Source organism: Nonomuraea sp. NPDC049709 (assembly GCF_040674815.1).
Lineage (GTDB): Bacteria > Actinomycetota > Actinomycetes > Streptosporangiales > Streptosporangiaceae > Nonomuraea.
On record NZ_JBFANM010000029.1, the window covers coordinates 48,776 to 64,644 of the forward strand.

16 protein-coding genes are annotated in these 15,869 nt (G+C 71.1%); 5 read left to right on the forward strand and 11 right to left on the reverse strand.

All coding sequences use genetic code 11. From position 1 onward, the window contains the following. The 6 genes from AB0J69_RS27965 to AB0J69_RS27990 all read right to left on the reverse strand — a co-directional run bounded on the left by AB0J69_RS27965 (window position 1) and on the right by AB0J69_RS27990 (window position 6,718). Window positions 1–2,103, reverse strand: a complete 2,103-nt coding sequence (locus tag AB0J69_RS27965) for a PQQ-dependent sugar dehydrogenase (protein ID WP_364122955.1) — start codon at window positions 2,101–2,103, stop codon at window positions 1–3. Between the two features lie 191 nt (window positions 2,104–2,294). Then, window positions 2,295–3,509: a trypsin-like peptidase domain-containing protein gene (locus AB0J69_RS27970; RefSeq protein WP_364122957.1), complete on the reverse strand. Its 1,215-nt coding sequence runs from the start codon at window positions 3,507–3,509 to the stop codon at window positions 2,295–2,297. Between the two features lie 148 nt (window positions 3,510–3,657). After that, window positions 3,658–3,972 (reverse strand): hypothetical protein, encoded by a 315-nt coding sequence (locus tag AB0J69_RS27975; protein ID WP_364122959.1) that lies wholly within the window; start codon window positions 3,970–3,972, stop codon window positions 3,658–3,660. A gap of 234 nt (window positions 3,973–4,206) precedes the next feature. Beyond that, window positions 4,207–4,875: a response regulator transcription factor gene (locus AB0J69_RS27980; RefSeq protein WP_364122961.1), complete on the reverse strand. Its 669-nt coding sequence runs from the start codon at window positions 4,873–4,875 to the stop codon at window positions 4,207–4,209. Beyond that, the gene (locus AB0J69_RS27985; protein ID WP_364122963.1) at window positions 4,872–6,092 is read right to left on the reverse strand and encodes a histidine kinase; all 1,221 of its coding nucleotides are present in this window, start codon (window positions 6,090–6,092) and stop codon (window positions 4,872–4,874) included. Before AB0J69_RS27985 ends, AB0J69_RS27980 begins: the two co-directional genes overlap by 4 nt. Before the next feature lie 23 nt (window positions 6,093–6,115). Next, window positions 6,116–6,718, reverse strand: coding sequence for a hypothetical protein (locus tag AB0J69_RS27990; RefSeq protein ID WP_364122965.1), 603 nt, complete (start codon window positions 6,716–6,718; stop codon window positions 6,116–6,118). Between the two features lie 162 nt (window positions 6,719–6,880). On the opposite strand from AB0J69_RS27990, the gene AB0J69_RS27995 reads away from it, so the two are divergent. Beyond that, window positions 6,881–8,080: a serine hydrolase domain-containing protein gene (locus tag AB0J69_RS27995; RefSeq protein ID WP_364123121.1), complete on the forward strand. Its 1,200-nt coding sequence runs from the start codon at window positions 6,881–6,883 to the stop codon at window positions 8,078–8,080. Window positions 8,081–8,413: 333 nt separating this feature from the next. Here the strand turns inward: AB0J69_RS27995 and AB0J69_RS28000 are convergent, their stop codons facing one another. Further along, window positions 8,414–9,103, reverse strand: coding sequence for a hypothetical protein (locus AB0J69_RS28000; protein WP_364122967.1), 690 nt, complete (start codon window positions 9,101–9,103; stop codon window positions 8,414–8,416). Between the two features lie 306 nt (window positions 9,104–9,409). Here AB0J69_RS28000 and AB0J69_RS28005 point away from each other — a divergent pair, with 306 nt between their 5' ends. Beyond that, on the forward strand, window positions 9,410–10,468 hold the full coding sequence (locus AB0J69_RS28005; RefSeq protein WP_364122969.1) for a peptidase: 1,059 nt from the start codon (window positions 9,410–9,412) through the stop codon (window positions 10,466–10,468). 7 nt (window positions 10,469–10,475) lie between these two features. On the opposite strand, the gene AB0J69_RS28010 is transcribed toward AB0J69_RS28005, so the two are convergent. Continuing rightward, entirely contained in the window at window positions 10,476–11,312 is an 837-nt protein-coding gene (locus AB0J69_RS28010) for an alpha/beta fold hydrolase (RefSeq protein ID WP_364122971.1), read from the reverse strand. A 153-nt stretch (window positions 11,313–11,465) separates the two neighbouring features. Between AB0J69_RS28010 and AB0J69_RS28015 the strand changes: the two genes are divergently transcribed. Genes AB0J69_RS28015 through AB0J69_RS28025 form a run of 3 tightly spaced genes read left to right on the forward strand, consistent with a single transcriptional unit; the run spans window position 11,466 to window position 13,295 of the window. Further along, entirely contained in the window at window positions 11,466–11,915 is a 450-nt protein-coding gene (locus AB0J69_RS28015) for a hypothetical protein (protein ID WP_364122973.1), read from the forward strand. 13 nt (window positions 11,916–11,928) lie between these two features. Continuing rightward, complete coding sequence (locus AB0J69_RS28020; RefSeq protein ID WP_364122975.1) at window positions 11,929–12,528, forward strand: cell wall protein; 600 nt, start codon at window positions 11,929–11,931, stop codon at window positions 12,526–12,528. An 11-nt stretch (window positions 12,529–12,539) separates the two neighbouring features. Next, window positions 12,540–13,295 carry a MauE/DoxX family redox-associated membrane protein gene (locus tag AB0J69_RS28025; RefSeq protein ID WP_364122977.1) on the forward strand — a complete coding sequence of 252 codons (756 nt, stop codon included), beginning with the start codon at window positions 12,540–12,542 and terminating at the stop codon, window positions 13,293–13,295. On the opposite strand, the gene AB0J69_RS28030 is transcribed toward AB0J69_RS28025, so the two are convergent. From AB0J69_RS28030 to AB0J69_RS28040, 3 genes are read right to left on the reverse strand one after another with little or no spacing between them, the layout of a single operon-like run. After that, a complete protein-coding gene (locus tag AB0J69_RS28030; protein WP_364122979.1) occupies window positions 13,292–14,128 on the reverse strand; it encodes a TIM barrel protein in 837 nt (278 codons plus the stop codon). The two genes, AB0J69_RS28025 and AB0J69_RS28030, sit on opposite strands and share 4 nt — an antisense overlap. A 12-nt stretch (window positions 14,129–14,140) precedes the next feature. Beyond that, window positions 14,141–14,977 carry a carbohydrate ABC transporter permease gene (locus AB0J69_RS28035; RefSeq protein ID WP_364122981.1) on the reverse strand — a complete coding sequence of 279 codons (837 nt, stop codon included), beginning with the start codon at window positions 14,975–14,977 and terminating at the stop codon, window positions 14,141–14,143. Beyond that, the gene (locus AB0J69_RS28040; RefSeq protein WP_364122983.1) at window positions 14,971–15,858 is read right to left on the reverse strand and encodes a sugar ABC transporter permease; all 888 of its coding nucleotides are present in this window, start codon (window positions 15,856–15,858) and stop codon (window positions 14,971–14,973) included. The genes AB0J69_RS28035 and AB0J69_RS28040 overlap by 7 nt, the downstream gene beginning before the upstream one ends. Between the last annotated feature and the right edge of the window lie 11 nt (window positions 15,859–15,869).

Below are 15,869 nucleotides of genomic sequence, written 5' to 3' on the forward strand. Positions count from 1 at the left end.
CTAACTCGTGGGCTGGAGCACCACCTGGGTGCTGCCGGTCAGCGGCGGCAGGCCGCCGGTGCCGGGGTCGGTGTAGCTGGCGACGAAGACGCCGGTGAGGTCGTCCGTCTCCGGGTCGTGCCCGCTGGGGACGGTGGTCTGGATGGAGCCCGTGCAGCCGCGGGCCGTGGTCTGCGGATGGCCGTGGTCGGCGTGGCCGAGGATGTAGTCCACGGTCACGTTGGCGCAGTTCACCGGCTGGTCGTCGGTGACGCGCACCTCGAACTCGACGACGTCGCCGAACGTGAACTGCTGCCCGTTGACCGGCCGGACCAGCTCCACGACCGGCGTGGCGTTGCCGACCACGATCCGTACGGACGTGGCCGCCGACATGCCGTCGGGGTCGGTGACCCGCAGCGTGGCGTTGTAGAGGCCGTTCTCGCGGTAGGTGTACGACCCCGAGGGGCTGCGCGAGTCGACCCTGCCGTCGGCGTTGAAGTCCCACGCGTAGCGGAGCCGGTCGCCGTCGGGGTCGCTCGTGCCGGTGCTGGTGAAGTTGACGGTGAGCGGCGCGTGGCCGGCCGTCGCCGACGCCTGGGCCGCCGGGATCGGCGAGTGGTTGCCGGTGTATCCGATGTAGTCGATCCGGGACAGCTGGGCGTCCGGGTTCTCGCTGAAGAAGCCGTCGCCGTACTCCAGCACGTAGAGCGCGCCGTCGGGGCCGAACTCCAGGTCCATCGGGTTGTCGAAGACGAACGAGGACAGCACGTCCTCGATCCGCCCGTCCCGGTGGAACGCCTTGACGTAGTCGCGGGTCCACTCGTAGAAGAGCGGCACGCCGTCGTAGTACCTCGGCCAGGCCACGGGAGCGCGGCCGCGCGTGTCAGCCGGGTCGAACTCGTACGCGGGCCCGGCCATCGGCCCGATCCCGCCGGTGCCCAGCGCGGGGAACTCGGGTGACTGCCCGTACGAGTACCACACGTCCGGCTGCGTGACCGGAGGCAGCTCGCGCAGGCCCGTGTTGCGCGGCGACTCGTTGACCGGGGCCGCGCAGTTGAACGCCGCGCCCGACGCGCCGGTCGCGAAGTCGTAGTCCACGTACGGCAGCCGCGCCGTCGCGCAGTACGGCCAGCCGTAGTTCCCGGCCTTGCGGATGACCGTCCACTTGCCGGTGCCCGACGGGCCGCGCTGGGGATCGGCCTCCCGCTGGTCGGGGGAGTAGTCGCCGACGTACAACTCGCCGGTGGAGCGGTTCAGCTCGATCCGGAACGGGTTGCGCAGGCCCATCGCGTAGATCTCCGGCCGCGTACGCGCCGTGCCGGGGCGGAAGAGGTTGCCGCGGGGGATCGTGTAGGAGCCGTCGGAGCGCACGCTGATGCGCAGGATCTTGCCCCGCAGGTCGTTGGTGTTGCCGGAGCTGCGCTGGGCGTCGAAGGCCGGGTTCCGGTCGGGCCGCTCGTCGATCGGGGTGAAGCCGTCGGAGAAGAACGGGTTCGTGTCGTCGCCGGTGGACAGGTAGAGGTTGCCCGCGGCGTCGAAGACGATGTCCCCGCCGACGTGGCAGCAGATGCCGCGGTCCACCGGCACGTCGAGGATGCGCTGCTCGGTGCGCAGGTCGATGGTGGCGCCGGTGAAGCGGAAGCGGGACAACCGGATCAGGCCCTTGAAGGGCGCGAAGTCCTGCGGCGTGCCGGTGAACGGGGCGTCGCCCTCGTTCACGTCCGGCGTGGCCGGGTCGTCGACGGGGGTGTCGAGCGGGGGCGAGTAGTAGAGGTAGACCCAGTCGTCCTTCTTGGAGCCCTTGCCGAAGCCGGGGCTGAGGGCGATGCTCTGGAGGCCCTCCTCGTCGTGCTGGTAGACGTCGAGGCGGGCGGCCAGCGTGTTGAGACCGGTCTTGGGATCGTGTAACCAGACCTCGCCGGGCCTGGTGGTGTGCAGGACCCTCGAATCCGGTAACACCGCCAGGTCCATCGGCTCGCCCGGGTTGTCGTTGAGCGTCACCTTCTGGAACTGGTCGTCCGGCGGTGGGGCCGCGGCGCCCGCGGTCCCGGAGGCTTGTGCGGCAGCCGCCGGCATGAGGATCGCCGCAGCTGTAAGGGCCGCGATCGCGGTTCTCGCTCTCATGCCTCTCTCCTTCGGTCTACTCGGGGAATAAGAGAGGGCAAATTAACGTGAATGTATCCCGGCTTACGCCGATCGAGGAGGGCCTAATCACGCACGATCGGTCACCTTTCGCCTCCGATCGGACTAAGTGCTCCGGACAGCAAAGCGCCTCCCACCCGCGGGGAGCGGGCAGGAGGCGCTTTGACGTGGGCTTACTTCTTCTCCTCCATGGTGAGGGTCACGGTGCCCGGCTTGCCGTCGCGCTGGTAGGCGATCTCGACCTGCTGGCCGACCTTGTACCCCCGTACCTGTCCGACGACCGTGTCCCCGCCCTGCACCGGCGTGTCGCCGATCTTCGTGATCAGGTCCCCCTGCTTCAGGCCGGCCTTCTCGGCCGGGCCGCCCGCGGTCACCTGGCGGACGAGCGCGCCGGGCACGTCGCCGGTGGCGTCGGCGAGGCTCACGCCCAGGTACACGTGGCTCACCGTCCCCTTGCTGATGAGCTGCTCGGAGACGTGCTTGGCGGTGTTCACCGGGATCGCGAAGCCGAGGTTGACGCCGTCGGCGGCGACCGCGCTGTTGATGCCGACCAGCTCGCCGGCGGCGTTCACCAGGGCGCCGCCCGAGTTGCCGGGGTTGATCGCCGCGTCGGTCTGGATCATGCCGCCCAGCGTGGTCGTCTCCGCCGCCTGCTCCCGCCCGCCGAAGCCGGGCGGGAGCTGCCGCTCGTCCGGCCCGCTCCCGGAGGTCACGGTACGGTCCAGCGCGCTGACGATGCCCGAGGTCACAGTCCCGTCCAGGCCCAGCGGGCTGCCGATGGCCAGCACGTCGTCGCCCACCTTGAGCTGGTCGCTGTCGCCCAGCGCCACCTTGGCCAGCCCCGACACGCCCTCGGCCCGGATGACGGCCAGGTCCGTCGCCGGGTCGGCGCCGGCCACGCTCGCCTTGGCCGTCCTCCCGTCGTTGAACTTGACCGTGAGCGGGCTCTTCTGCCCGGACACCACGTGGTTGTTGGTGAGGATCAGCCCGTCCTCCGACAGCACCACGCCGGAGCCCTCACTGGTCTGCCCCTGGATCATCACCACGGACGGCTGCACCTTCTCCGCCACCTGCGCGACCGTGTACTGGTCCGCGGCGGTACGGAACACGGGGCTGGCGCCGGCGGGCGTGGCGGTCGCCGCCGGCCGGCTCCCCTCGGCCAGGTACGCGCCCATCGCGCCACCGCCCAGCGCCGCCGCCGACAGGGCGGCCACGGCCGCCAGCGCGAGCCCGGCGATCGCCTTGCGGGTCAGCACGAACCCGGCCCGCCGCGGCGCGGGGGGCCGGGGCGGCGTGACCGGCGGGCTCGGCCGGGTGAACCCGCCGGCGGCGGGCGGCGTCTCGCCGAACTGGCTCCAACCACCGGAACGAGGTTCGTTCGCGTCCATGTCATCTCCTAGTGTCCCGATGACACAAGAGTGACCAATGGTGGGTAAATGCCAGCTAAGCCGTTGATCGCCGCCCTCCGCAGCCCCTCATTTCCGCCTTATCCCCCCTGGCTGGGCACGCCGCCCAATCCAGGAAATTTCCCGAAATTCACGGCGCCGTGTCGCAGTACGGCCCCGGCGGCACGCCCATCCCGTAGAACGACATGCACATCACGTCCCCCGAGACCAGCGGCGGGAACGGCTGGTACCAGCCCCGCAGGTAGCCGGGCCCGGTGACGTAGGACATGCTGCCGGTGGCGGGCGCCCCGTTGACCGTGGCGCTCACCGACAGCGTGGCGGGCGCCGGCTGGATCGTGAAGACGAAGCGCCCGTTGTCGAGGCCCGCGCACACGGGCGCCTCGGGAACGCAGAACGGCGCGGCCTGCGCCGGCTGAGCCGCCACGAGCAGGGCGAGGGGCGTCAAGAGCCCCAGGACGATGCGGGTGACCAGTTTGGCGTTGATGACGCACCCCCGTCGGGTTGGTGGGTACTCGCGAAACGACCTGACAGTAACCCGATCAACCGGTCAGGTCCATGGGTGATCCGCGGGCTCCCGGCGCCCGTCGGCGGGCGCCGCTGGGGACCGGTCCCCGGGCGTCACGGGGAACGGTCGGCGGGCGTCGCCGGGGAACGGTCGGCGGGCGCCGGCCGGGCGGGGTCAGCGACTATCGCCCGGGACGGTCAGGCCCGTCTCGTACGCGACGATCACCGCCTGCACCCGGTCGCGCAGCCCCAGCTTGGTCAGCACGTTGCTGACGTGCGTCTTCACCGTGTGCTCGCTCACCACCAGCTCCCGCGCGATCTCCGCGTTGGACAGCCCCCTGGCGATCAGCCGCAGCGTCTCCTGCTCGCGCCCGGTCAGCGCCGACAGCCGCTCCGCGGGCGGCGCGGCGGGCCGGGGGGCCGCCCTGGAGGTGAAGTCGGCGATCAGCTTCGTGGTGACCGAGGGGGCGAGCAGGGATTCGCCGGCCGCGACCACCCGTACGGCGTGCACGAGGTCGTCGCGCCGGACGTCCTTGAGCAGGAACCCGCTGGCCCCCGCCCGCAGCGCGTCGTAGACGTAGTCGTCCAGGTCGAACGTGGTCAGCATGAGGACGCGGCAGTCCCCGTCCGCGCACACGATCCGGGCGGCCTCGATGCCGTCCATGACAGGCATCCGGATGTCGAGCAGGAGCAGGTCAGGGCGGTGTTCGCGGACGGCGGCGACCGCCTGCTCGCCGTCGCCCGCCTCGGCGACGACCTCGATGTCCGGCTGGGCGTCGAGGATCATGCTGAACCCGGCGCGTACCAGCTCCTGGTCGTCGGCCACCACGACGCGGATGGTCATGCCGCCGCCAGCGGGAGCCGCACGAGCACGCGGAAGCCGGGGCCGTCCGGGCGCGGCCCGGTGACGGCGGTGCCGCCGCAGGCGGCGGCGCGCTCGCGGATGCCGATGAGGCCGTTCCCGCCCGAGGGGAGGCCAGTGGGGAGGCCAGTGGGGATGCCCTCGGGGATACCTGTGGGGAGGCCCGCGGGAAGGCCCGGGTCCCGGCCCCGGCCGTCGTCGGTGATCTCGATCATGAGTGCGTGGTCCTGCCAGGCGAGGGCGATGCCGGCGCGCGTGGCGCCCGCGTGCTTGACGATGTTGGTGAGGGCTTCCTGGGTGATCCGGTACGCGGCCACCTCCGCGTCGGGAGACAGCGGCCTCGGCTCGCCCGAGGTGGAGTATGTCACGTGGAGTCCGGTTGCCCGGACCTGGTCGGCCAGGGCGGGCAGCGTGGCGATGGTCGGCTGGGGCCCGCGCGGGCCCTGCTCCTCCTTCAGGACGTTCAGCATCCGGCGGAGCTGGTCCATGGCGTCGCGACCGGCGGCGGCGATCGCGTCGAAGGCGGCCACGGCCCTGGCCGGGTCGCTCCCGACCGCCACGGGCCCGGCCTCGGCCTGGACCACCATGACGCTGACCGCGTGGGCGAGGATGTCGTGCATGTCGCGGGCGATCCTGGCCCGCTCGCGCTCGGCGGCCCGCTCGGCCTCGGCCTCGCGCTCGCGGGCGAGCTGGGCGGCGCGCTCCTCCAGCGCGACGGCGTGGGCGCGGGAGGCGGCGGCCGCGCGGCCGATGGCGTACGCGGCGACGAACAGCACGATCCCGCGCAGCGCGGTCTCGGCCGAGCCGACGATGAGCAGGCCGCCGGCGAGCGTGATGGCGAACATGGCCCAGCGGATCCACCTGGTGCAGTAGACGGCCACGGTGTAGAAGGCCACCAGTCCCCCGTACCAGATCGGCTGGGCGGGCACCTGGTCCACGATGTCGTAGAGGGTGGTCGGGAGGAGCGTGCCGAGCAGGACGGCCACCGGCGCGCGGCGCCGCCAGACCAGCGGCACGCACGCGGCGACCACGACGGCGTAGCCGAGCCAGTGCCAGGGCCCGCCCCACGGGTTGTCCCGCGAGACGAACGGCCACAGCTGCACGACCAGCACCAGCGCCGCGAGAGCGGCGTCCACCAGGATCGTGGGCAGCGAGGCCGACCAGCGGCGGAACCGCGTGACATACCGTGGCTCGGACATGGGACCCCATCTTGCCCTGCGCGTCATGACATGGTCGCGGCGGGCCGCACGGTCGCGGCAGCGGGGACCTCGCGGCGCGCGAGCGGGGCGAACGAGACGAGCAGGAAGAGCGCGCCGAGCGGGATGAGGTCCTTGTCGGCGAACGGCAGGGCGAGGTCGATCAGCACCAGGACCGGCGTCCACGGCTGGACCCGGCGCATGACCGCGAGCTGGATCACCAGGGCGAGCTGGGCCAGGTAGAACAGGAACGGTCCCCCGTCGTAGACGGCGATGGCCACGCCCGGGACGCTCTGCACCCGGTCGAACAGCACGCTCATGCCGGCGTGGTCGGCGGCCAGGAACCCGACCACGACGTCGATGCCGAACTGCGCGAGCAGCGCGGCGATCCCGGCGGTGCCGGCCACGGCGCTCACGGTGGACAGGGTGTCCCGGCCGGCCATGGCGCGCAGTTGCCAGAAGATCCCGGCGAACAGCACGAGGGCCGCCATGAAGGCGAGGTGGCCCGTGGTCCAGGCGAGGCCGGGGCCGCGGCTGCCGTCGAGACCGTCGAGGATGCGGATCACGCCGTAGGCGAGGACGAGCAGGGGCGCGGCGATGAAGGCGGAGCGAGCGTTCATGGGGTTCATGGAGAGAATCCTCGGCCGGGAGAGGGAGGCCGGGCATCGCCGGTGCGAGGGATTCGGGGGCTCCCTCTCGGGAGCGAGGCGAAATGGGTCGTACCGGCGATCCGCCGAGAGGGCCGTCTTCAGCAGGATTGCCGCATTCCCGAAACCTGGAGAAACACCGTGATGAAGACCGCCGCCGCCTGCCTCGCCCTCGCCACCCTGCTCGTGGGGGCGCCCGCCCGGGCGGCCACGCCGACGCCGAGCCCCTGCCCGACACCGCCGGCCGTCCAGGTTCCGCAGGACGGCCGGCAGATCCCGCCGATCAACGAGGCGGCGCTGCGCAAGTCCATCGCGGGCCTGCCGGCGGCCGACGCCACCGCGGCGGTCGTGCGCGTGGGCGGCACGGAGGGCTCGTGGCGAGGGGTGACCGGGGTCGCCGACCTGCGGACGGGGCGCAAGGCGTCCGAGCACGTACGCTTCCGCGCGGGCAGCGTGACGAAGATGTTCACCACCGCGGTCGTGCTGCAGCTCGTGGCCGAGGGGAAGGTCTCGCTCGACGGCACCGTGCAGGACTACCTGCCCGGCCTGCTGCCCGATTCCTACCCTGACGTAAGCGTCGGCCGGCTGCTGAACCACACCAGCGGCCTGCCCGCCCCCGACCTGCCCGACTCGTTCGAGTGGGTCTACGAGACCCGGTTCAAGACGTGGACGCCCCGCGAGTACGTCGCCCTGGCCGTGCGCAACCCCATCGAGTTCACCCCCGGAACCAGGCAGCACTACCTCAACATCAACACGTTCGTGGCGGGGATGCTGATCGAGAAGGTCACGGGCAGATCGTACGAGCACGAGGTCACCACCCGGATCCTGCGCCCCGTCGGCATGCGGGACAGCTATCTGCCCGGCACGTCGGTGCGCGTCAAGGGCCCGCATCACCAGGGTTACCAGTCCGTGCCCGCCGGCTTCCCGAACGCCGTTCCCTACGAGGACGGGCACGTGGTGGACGTCACGAACACGAGCGTCACCTCGACCTGGGCCTCCGGCGATCTCGTCTCGACCGTCGCCGACCTGGAGAAGTTCGTCAAGGCGCTGTTCTCCGGCAAGGTGGTGCCGCCGGCGCAGCTGGAGCCCATGTTCACCGTCCCGGACGTGCTGGCGTACGGCAAGTGCGAGCCCGCGAGCTACACCTCTGGGATGTCCAGGCTGGTGCTGCCCGGCGGGATCGTCGCGTACGGCAAGACCGGTGCCCGCTGGGGCTACGCCGCCGGCGTCGGTGCCACCCGGGACCTGTCCCGTACGGTGGTCTACTCGGTCAACTCCACCGACGCCAAGGCCTCCGGCCAGAACCAGCGGACGCTGGGCATCGCGCTGGCGTCCTTCTCCTGACCGTCACGTACTCGTGGACACCACGCGAGATGTGAGGGTGGACGCCCTCACATCCCGGGGACGATCGCTCATCGGCGGTGGCGCCGCCTGCGGCGGCGTGCGCGGCTGCTGGAGTCGCCGTTGCCGTACGGAGGCTTGGGCTCTGGGCCGGGAATGCGGAGGAATGGCACGCGGAACGATGTCATTCCCAGATATCGCAGGATGCTCATGGTGTCCCCCTCGTCGAAGCCTAGGAGGCCCCGCGCACCGGACGGCTGCGCGTCCGGGCACAGCCGGACTGGACCCATCCCATACCCGGCGAATCAGTCCGGAACCCATCTGACCTGGGATTCTCTACTTCACCGACAGAAGGCGGCGCTTGAACATCGGGTGCTTGGTCTCCCAGTAGCGCCAGCCCTCGACCCTGGAGGGCACGTTGGCGATGCCGGTGTCGATCGCGCGGCGCTCGCAGGAGCCGAACACCGACCACGCGGACCAGCCGACGCGGTAACCGAAGACCCGGTACCACATGTTGCCGTATTTCCCGTCGCTGATCTCCCGGGTGTATTCGTGCCCGGTGAAGACCATGTGCCGCTCTTCGAGGTGCGGCAGACCGAGCCGGCGCAATTGCTCGAGCACCGTCTTGGTGTCGAGATTCGTCTCGTCGCCCTCCTTCGTGAATGTCTTCGCCAGTTCCTTGGTCTTCTCGTTCTCCGACTCGAGGAAGGCGAGGACCTCGTGCTCGCGCGTGACCGACACCGTCATCGAGCCGCCGGGGCCGTCGGTGTAGCGGGTGCGGGGCACGAAGAAGTTCCGCGGCGAGAGCTTGTGGATCCGGAAGAACGTGTGTGGCCTGCAGTTCCTGCCACCGTCGTCGCCGTGGTGGTCGGTGTGGAAGCCACGGTCGCTGTGGATGCCCTTGAAGTGCCGGTCCTTGTCGGGGTCCGAGGCCGCGCTAGCCGCCGGCGCCATGGTGACCGCCAGCGTCACCGCGAGAAGGCCATGCGTGGCGGGCCTCGCTATTTTTCTGATTGGGGTGAGCATTTTACCGTTCCTTTCGGAATGCGACCCATAGTCGCCAGACCGGTACGATGCTTACAGTTGCCGCGAGCGAGATGACAACGCCACGCCGAAGTCGAATTTCCCTTAACGGGAAAGAACCGGTGAAAGAGCGTCAATATCCGGTGCCTATTCCATAAAGAGCACGCCAAAACCATCCCACCGTGACACTCCGTGGCCTGTCGCGTTCATCCCGTAATAGCGCCATATCCAAATGCGCAGGCGTTGAGGAAGATGGACCGCTCCGCGCGTACCTCCCTACGGCAGATTCCGGGTTTCGGGAGGTACGCAATGCACCGCAGAGTCGCCCTGCTCTCCACCGTCGCGCTCGCCCTCGCGGGCGCCCTGGTTCCCGCGGGCGCCGCGCAGGCCGGCACCGCGAACGAGCTCGACCCCAGGCGGCCCGCCGGGTGGACGGCCACGGACTCCTGGTCGGAGCGCAGGACCGTCTCGCAGTACTGGACCACGCGGCGCATGCTCGCCGCCCAGCCACTGCAGGCGCCCGCGCCCCGCCGCGGCACCCAGTCGCGCGGGCCGTCCCAGGGCACCCCGTGGGCCACCCGCGGCGCCTCGGCCACCACCACCCGGCGCACCCCGTGGAGCACCCGCGGCACGTCCTGGGCGAGCTTCGCCACCGCTCGGACGCAGGCCCTGGTGCCCAACAGCCCCGGCCTGCAGTGGACGGACGGCGGCGCGGTGGTGCGCACCGTCGGCCGGGTCTTCTTCACCACCGCGGACGGCCGCAACTCCTCCTGCTCCGGCACGGCCGTGACCAGCGCCAACGAGAGCGTCGTGATGACCGCGGGGCACTGCGTGAAGCTGAACGGCGCCGCCCACCGCAACTGGATGTTCGTCCCGGCGTTCGACGACGGGCGCGCTCCGTTCGGGGCCTGGGTGGCCACGAGAATGCTGACGACGCAGCAGTGGAACGCCAGGGAGGACATCAACTTCGACGTGGCCGCCGTCGTCGTGGCGCCGCTGAACGGCCGCACGCTGACCGACGTGGTGGGCGGGCAGGGGGTGGCGTTCAACCAGCCCAGGCAGCGGCAGAACTTCGCCTTCGGGTACCCGGCGGCGGAGCCGTTCGACGGGTCGGAGCTGATCTACTGCAGCGGGCGCGCGTTCAACGACACCGTCATGACGAGGGACCAGGGGCTGCGCTGCAACATGACCGGCGGGTCCAGCGGCGGGCCGTGGTTCCAGGGGTTCGACGAGTCGACGGGGCTCGGCTGGCTGAACTCGGTCAACAGCTTCACCTACAACTTCGCCCCGAACTTCATGTTCGGCCCCTTCTTCGGGAACGAGGCCATGGCCGTCTACCAGGCGGCGCAGAACGCCGACGCCGCCTGATCCGCGCTCAGCGCACGGGGACGTGCCGGCCGAGGAAGGCCAGCACCGCGCGGGTGAGGGCCACGCGGTGGTCTGACAGGGCGTGGTCGGTCGGGAAGAGGTGGTGTTCGAGGCGCTCGACCGGCTGCGCCCGGTAGGCGGCCAGCACGGGCTCGTAGTGCGCAGGCGCCGGGGTGACGTCGTCGCGCCCGGTGCCGATCAGCAGGACGGGCCGGTCGGCCAGCCGCCCGGCCAGCCCCGCCAGGCTCCAGCGCTCCCCCGCCGCCTCCATCTCGGCGACCAGCGCCTCGCCGCTGGTCCCGCGCAGGGGCAACAACTCGCCGTCGAAGGCCTCGACGTACGCGGCCCGCGCCCCGGCACTCGCGCGGCAGGCCGCGGCGGCGACCCCGAAGTCGAAGGCCGCGATCGAGGCCACGGCGGCGATCGACGGGTCCGCCGCCGCGGTCATCAGCGCCGCGAACCCGCCGAGGCTGTGCCCGGCCAGCGCCACCCGCCCCGGGTCCAGCCGGTGCGCCGCCGCCGTCCCGGGCTCGCGCACGGCGGCGACCGCGGCGGCGGTGTCCTCCAGGACGTTCGCCCACGAGTACGAGCCCCCGACCCCCCACGAGCCCCGGTAGTGGAAGACCAGCGCCGCGTACCCGGCCCGCCGCAGCGCCTGCGCCAGGTCGAAGTTGCGCTCGTTGCCCGGGAAGCCGTGCGCCAGCACGACGACGGGATACGGCCCCGGCCCCGCCGGGACGTGCAGCACCCCGAGCAGCGGCACACCCCCGATGGCCAGGGAAGGAGTGCTGGCCGGAGGCACGAGGCCGCCCGGCTGGTCGGTGACGAGAGGGTCCACGCTCACGGCTGCTCCAGCAGAGATCGAACCGATCGGTACGACCTCACCATCCCACAAATCGGCCATTGACGAAAAATCCTTACATGGTACTCATAGATCGAGTCGGAAAGCTTCAACCCCTCGCTGAGATCGTCCAGAGCTCACCCAAGGAGGACGCGCATGGCGCGTAGCAAGTCCACCGACCCGCCCGCCGACTTACTCGGCCCCGTCCAAGGAGAGGTCTCCTGGTTCTGCTGCGGCACCGCCTGGGGACCGTGCAGCAGCACCGGCAAGGGAGCCTGCGGCACCTGCAACTCCGGGAACCTCCAGCACGCCTGGCCCAACACCTCGGACGCCTGCTGGGCGATCACCCGCCCCGACAGCTGCGGCGTCGGCCTGTCGCGCCGGACCTGCGGTTTCCGCCACCGCGTCACGGCACTGTGCAGCGGCACCAGCGTCGTCACCGCCATCGCCGACTGCGGCCCGCAGACCGACCTGTTCTGCGGGGAGCGCAGCTGCTGCGGCGCGACCTGCGCGAGCAACCGGCTGATCGACCTCACCCCGGCCGCCTACAGCCAGATCGCCAGCCTCTCGTCCGGCCTGCGGCCGGTGGAGATCTCGACGGCCTAGAAGGGGGCGACCGATGCGCAGCAGAAGGGACATGCTCAGGTCGGCCGTGCTCGGCGGAGGCGCCGGCGTCGTCGCCGCGACCGCGCTGGGCTCGCTCGGCCCCGAGGCGGCCTTCGCCACCACGACCGCCCAGAAGGTCGAGCCGGGCGCGCCCGACCCGGACTTCGCCGAGGGCCGGATCCGCTCGATCAAGGACAACACGCTGCTCGTCCTGGGCTCGAACATGGTCTTCCACACCATCAGGGTCGTGGACGGCACGAGCCTGTGGAAGCTCGGTCCGGTCCCGTTCGACCAGGCCAGACCCGGTGACGGCCTGTACGCCAGGGGCGTGCGCATGCCGGACGGGATGCTGGCCGCCGAGTCGGTGTGGCTCAACATCGTCAACATCAAGGGCCACATCAAGAACATCACCAGCCAGACCATCCACCTCGACCACAACGGTCACGAGGTGCTGTGCCACGTCGTGGCCGGCAGGTCGGTCGCCATCCACTCCGAGTCGCCGCCCACCGCGGACCTGTCGATGCTGAAAGTGAGCCAGCACGTGCAGATCCTCGGCGCCTGGCGCCCGGACACGAACGAAGTGGACATCGCCACCGTCTTCTCCCCTCACTAGGAAGGAAGCAGATGCACGGGATCGCCGCGTCGCAGCCGTACGTGATCGCCCTCTTCCTCCTCTGGGCCGGCCTGACGAAGCTGCTCAGCCGCCGGATGCGGGCACAGGCCGGGCAGACCGCCCTGGCCCGGCTGACCGGCCCGGCGCGCGCGGTCCCCGCGCTGCGGCTCGTCGGCCTGGCCGAGCTGGCGGTGGCGGCCGCGCTGCCGCTGCCCTCGCTCCACCCCCTGAACGCGACGGCCGCCGCGGCGCTGTCGGCCGGGTTCCTCGCCTACCTCACCTACGCGCACGTCGCCGCGCCCACCGCGTCGTGCGGCTGCCTGGGCGCCCACTCCCGGCCCGTGGACGCGCGCGCCTTCGCCCGCGCCGGGCTGCTGCTGGCCGCCGCCCTGATCGCCATGACCGGATCGGGGCAACCGCCACTGCCCGCCGTCGTGCTGGTGGAGGTCCTGGTCCTGCTGGCTCTCTCGGCCGAGCTGGACCGCCACTGGCTCACCCCGCTGCGGCGCCTCCTGGTCCGCCTGCGCCGCCCCCTCGCCGGCCCGGCTCCCGCGGCCGTCCCGCTGGAGTCCTCCCTGCACCTGCTGCGCCGCAGCCCCGCGTACTGCTCGGCGTCCGCCCAGCTCACCTCGGACGTGCGCGAGACGTGGGACGAGGACGGCGTGCGGTTCGTGGTGTACGGGGCCCGCGAGCGCACTGCGGTCTTCGCCGTCCCCCTGTCCGGCGACGACCCCGGAGCCGTACGGGTCGCCCTGGTGAACGCCTAACCGGGCAGCGCGGCCCGCACGGCGGCGAGACAGCGCTCGACGGCCGCCCGGGGGCCGAAGGCGTACGTGCCGTCGCCGAACAGCTCGAACGTCAGCTGCCCCCGATACCCCCGGCGGTCCAGGGCCGCCAGGTAGCCGGCCAGCGGCAGCTCCCCGTCGCCCCAGGCCAGATGGCCGGCCGGGCGCCCGTCGATCAGGTGGACGTGCCGGACGCGGTCGCCGAGGGCGTCGAAGTAGTCGTCCACCGACTCCCCCGCGACCGCCATGGCCACGGTGTCGAGCACGGCGCCCAGGTTCGGCGCCCTGATCTCGCCGATCATCCTGGCCAGCGCCCGCGAGTCGTTGACCAGGTTCGACTCCACCCGCTGGAGCGCCTCCAGCACGCATGTCACGCCGAGCGTCCGCGCGTACTCGGCGATCTCGCCGATCGCGTCGGCCGAGCGGCGCCACCCGGCCTCGACCGGCTCGTCCTCGAAGCCGCGCCCCGGCGTGAGCAGCAGCAGCTCCGCCCCGAGTTCGGCGCTCAGCTCCGCGGCCCGGCGGAACACGGCCACGCTCCGCGCGCGCAGCCAGGTGACCGGGGAGGCCAGGTTGACCGGGTACATCACCTGCTCGGGGGTGAGGCAGTGGACGGCGAGCCCGCGCGACTCGACGCGGCGCCGGATCGCGCGGGCCTCGGCGTCGCTGAGCCGCGGGACGTGCAGCTGGGGCGCGATGCCCCACAGCTCGACCCGCTCGCGGCCGAGCTCCGCGGCGTCGTCCAGGAAGCGGTCGAACGGCAGGTGCTGGTAGCCGAAGTTCGAGCCGGTGACCTGCCGGAGGGAGAGTGCCATCTTCGGAGCTCCTTACTTGCCCATGCCGTCGGCCAGGCCCTTGACGATGTAGCGCTGGCCGAGGAAGAACAGCAGCACCACCGGGAGCGCCGCGATCACCATCCCGGCGAAGACGACGGGATATTCGGTGCCGTGCTTGCTCATCAGGCTCGTCAGGCCCACCGGGAGGGTCTGCACGCCGGTGCCGCTGGTGAAGACCATCGCGAAGAGGTACTCGTTCCAGGTGAAGAGGATCTGCAGCAGCACCGTCGAGGTGAGGATCGGCTTGCACATCGGCAGGATGATCCGCCAGAACGCCGTCCACCTGCCCGCCCCGTCCATCTCCGCGGCCTCGTCCACCTCACGCGGCAGATCGATCATGTACGCGCGGATGAGGAAGGTCGTGAACGGGATGCGGAAGGCGGTGTACAGGATGAGCAGCGCCCAGAACGTGTTGTACAGCCCCATGGCCTGGAACATCTTCACCAGCGGCACGAGCGCCACGGTCGGGGCGAGCATGAGCCCGCCGAGGATCGCCGCCGTGAGGGTCCTGTTGAGCGGGATGTTCACCCGGGTCAGGCCGTAGGCGGCCCACGCGCTGACGAACACGGTGGCGACCGTCGAGGTCAGCGTGACCAGCACGCTGGTGGTGAGATAGTCGCTGACGCCGCGGTTCCACGCCTTCTGGTAGTTCTCGAAGCTCCAGTGCACGGGCAGCGCGAACGGGTCGCCGAACAGCTCGGCGTTGGTCTTGAACCCGTTGAGCGTCATCCACAGCAGGGGATAGAGCACGACCACCGCGAGGGCCAGCAGGAACGCCCACATGAAGACCCGGGCGATCACCCCGAGGAAGCTCAGGCGCGTCACCATTCCACCCTTCTCCTGCGGGTGACCCAGAGCTGCGCCACCGCGATGCCGAGCGTGATCATGAACAGGACGGTCGCGATGGCGGCGGCGTAGCCGAAGTTGTTGCGGACGAACCCGCTGCGGTACAACCAGGTGCCCAGCACCTGCGTCGAGTTGTTCGGCCCGCCGGCGGTCATCACCATGACCTCGTTGAACACCTGGAACGCGCCCGAGATCGTGACGATCGCCATGAGCCCGGTCATCTCCCGCACGAGCGGCACCGTCACGCTGAAGAAGCGGCGCACCGGGCCGACGCCGTCGATGGCGGCGGCCCCGTAGATCTCCGTGGGGATGCGCTGGATGGCGACCGCGAACAGCAGCGTGGAGTAGCCGAAGCCCTGCCACTGGCTCATCGCGATGATCGCCGACATGGCCGTGCTCTCCTGCCCCAGCCACGCCTGGGCCAGGTCGCCGAGGCCGGCCGCCTTGAGCGCGTGGTTGAGCGGGCCCAGGTTGGGCTCGTAGACGAAGTAGAACAGCAGGCCCGCCACGGTCAGCGAGATCGCCGACGGGATGAAGTAGACCGCCCGCAACACGCGCTGCCACCGCTCGCTGCGCACTCCCTCGATGATCGCGGCCAGCAGCAGCGCGCCGAACACCTGGAACACGATAGAGACCACCGCGTACAGCACGTTGTTGCCGAACGACGACCAGAAGACCGGGTCCTCGACGAGCTTCGTGTAGTTGGCCAGGCCGACGTACTCCTGGCTGCCGCTGTAGATGTCCCACTTGAGCGTGCTGAACTGCAGGTTCTGGACGAGCGGCAGGTAGACGAACGCTCCGACCAGCACGAGGGCGGGCAGGACCCACGCCAGGCCGAGGGTCCTTCGCAGGGTGGCGCGCACGGAGGGTCTCC

What these genes read in the sequence shown, in the direction of transcription:
- AB0J69_RS27965 (WP_364122955.1), bottom strand. Translation starts at nt 2,103, where the DNA reads ATGAGAGCGAGAACCGCGATCGCGGCCCTTACAGCTGCGGCGATCCTC.
- AB0J69_RS27970 (WP_364122957.1), bottom strand. Translation starts at nt 3,509, where the DNA reads ATGGACGCGAACGAACCTCGTTCCGGTGGTTGGAGCCAGTTCGGCGAG.
- AB0J69_RS27980 (WP_364122961.1), bottom strand. Translation starts at nt 4,875, where the DNA reads ATGACCATCCGCGTCGTGGTGGCCGACGACCAGGAGCTGGTACGCGCC.
- AB0J69_RS27985 (WP_364122963.1), bottom strand. Translation starts at nt 6,092, where the DNA reads ATGTCCGAGCCACGGTATGTCACGCGGTTCCGCCGCTGGTCGGCCTCG.
- AB0J69_RS27990 (WP_364122965.1), bottom strand. Translation starts at nt 6,718, where the DNA reads ATGAACCCCATGAACGCTCGCTCCGCCTTCATCGCCGCGCCCCTGCTC.
- AB0J69_RS27995 (WP_364123121.1), top strand. Translation starts at nt 6,881, where the DNA reads ATGAAGACCGCCGCCGCCTGCCTCGCCCTCGCCACCCTGCTCGTGGGG.
- AB0J69_RS28000 (WP_364122967.1), bottom strand. Translation starts at nt 9,103, where the DNA reads ATGCTCACCCCAATCAGAAAAATAGCGAGGCCCGCCACGCATGGCCTT.
- AB0J69_RS28005 (WP_364122969.1), top strand. Translation starts at nt 9,410, where the DNA reads ATGCACCGCAGAGTCGCCCTGCTCTCCACCGTCGCGCTCGCCCTCGCG.
- AB0J69_RS28015 (WP_364122973.1), top strand. Translation starts at nt 11,466, where the DNA reads ATGGCGCGTAGCAAGTCCACCGACCCGCCCGCCGACTTACTCGGCCCC.
- AB0J69_RS28020 (WP_364122975.1), top strand. Translation starts at nt 11,929, where the DNA reads ATGCGCAGCAGAAGGGACATGCTCAGGTCGGCCGTGCTCGGCGGAGGC.
- AB0J69_RS28025 (WP_364122977.1), top strand. Translation starts at nt 12,540, where the DNA reads ATGCACGGGATCGCCGCGTCGCAGCCGTACGTGATCGCCCTCTTCCTC.
- AB0J69_RS28030 (WP_364122979.1), bottom strand. Translation starts at nt 14,128, where the DNA reads ATGGCACTCTCCCTCCGGCAGGTCACCGGCTCGAACTTCGGCTACCAG.
- AB0J69_RS28035 (WP_364122981.1), bottom strand. Translation starts at nt 14,977, where the DNA reads ATGGTGACGCGCCTGAGCTTCCTCGGGGTGATCGCCCGGGTCTTCATG.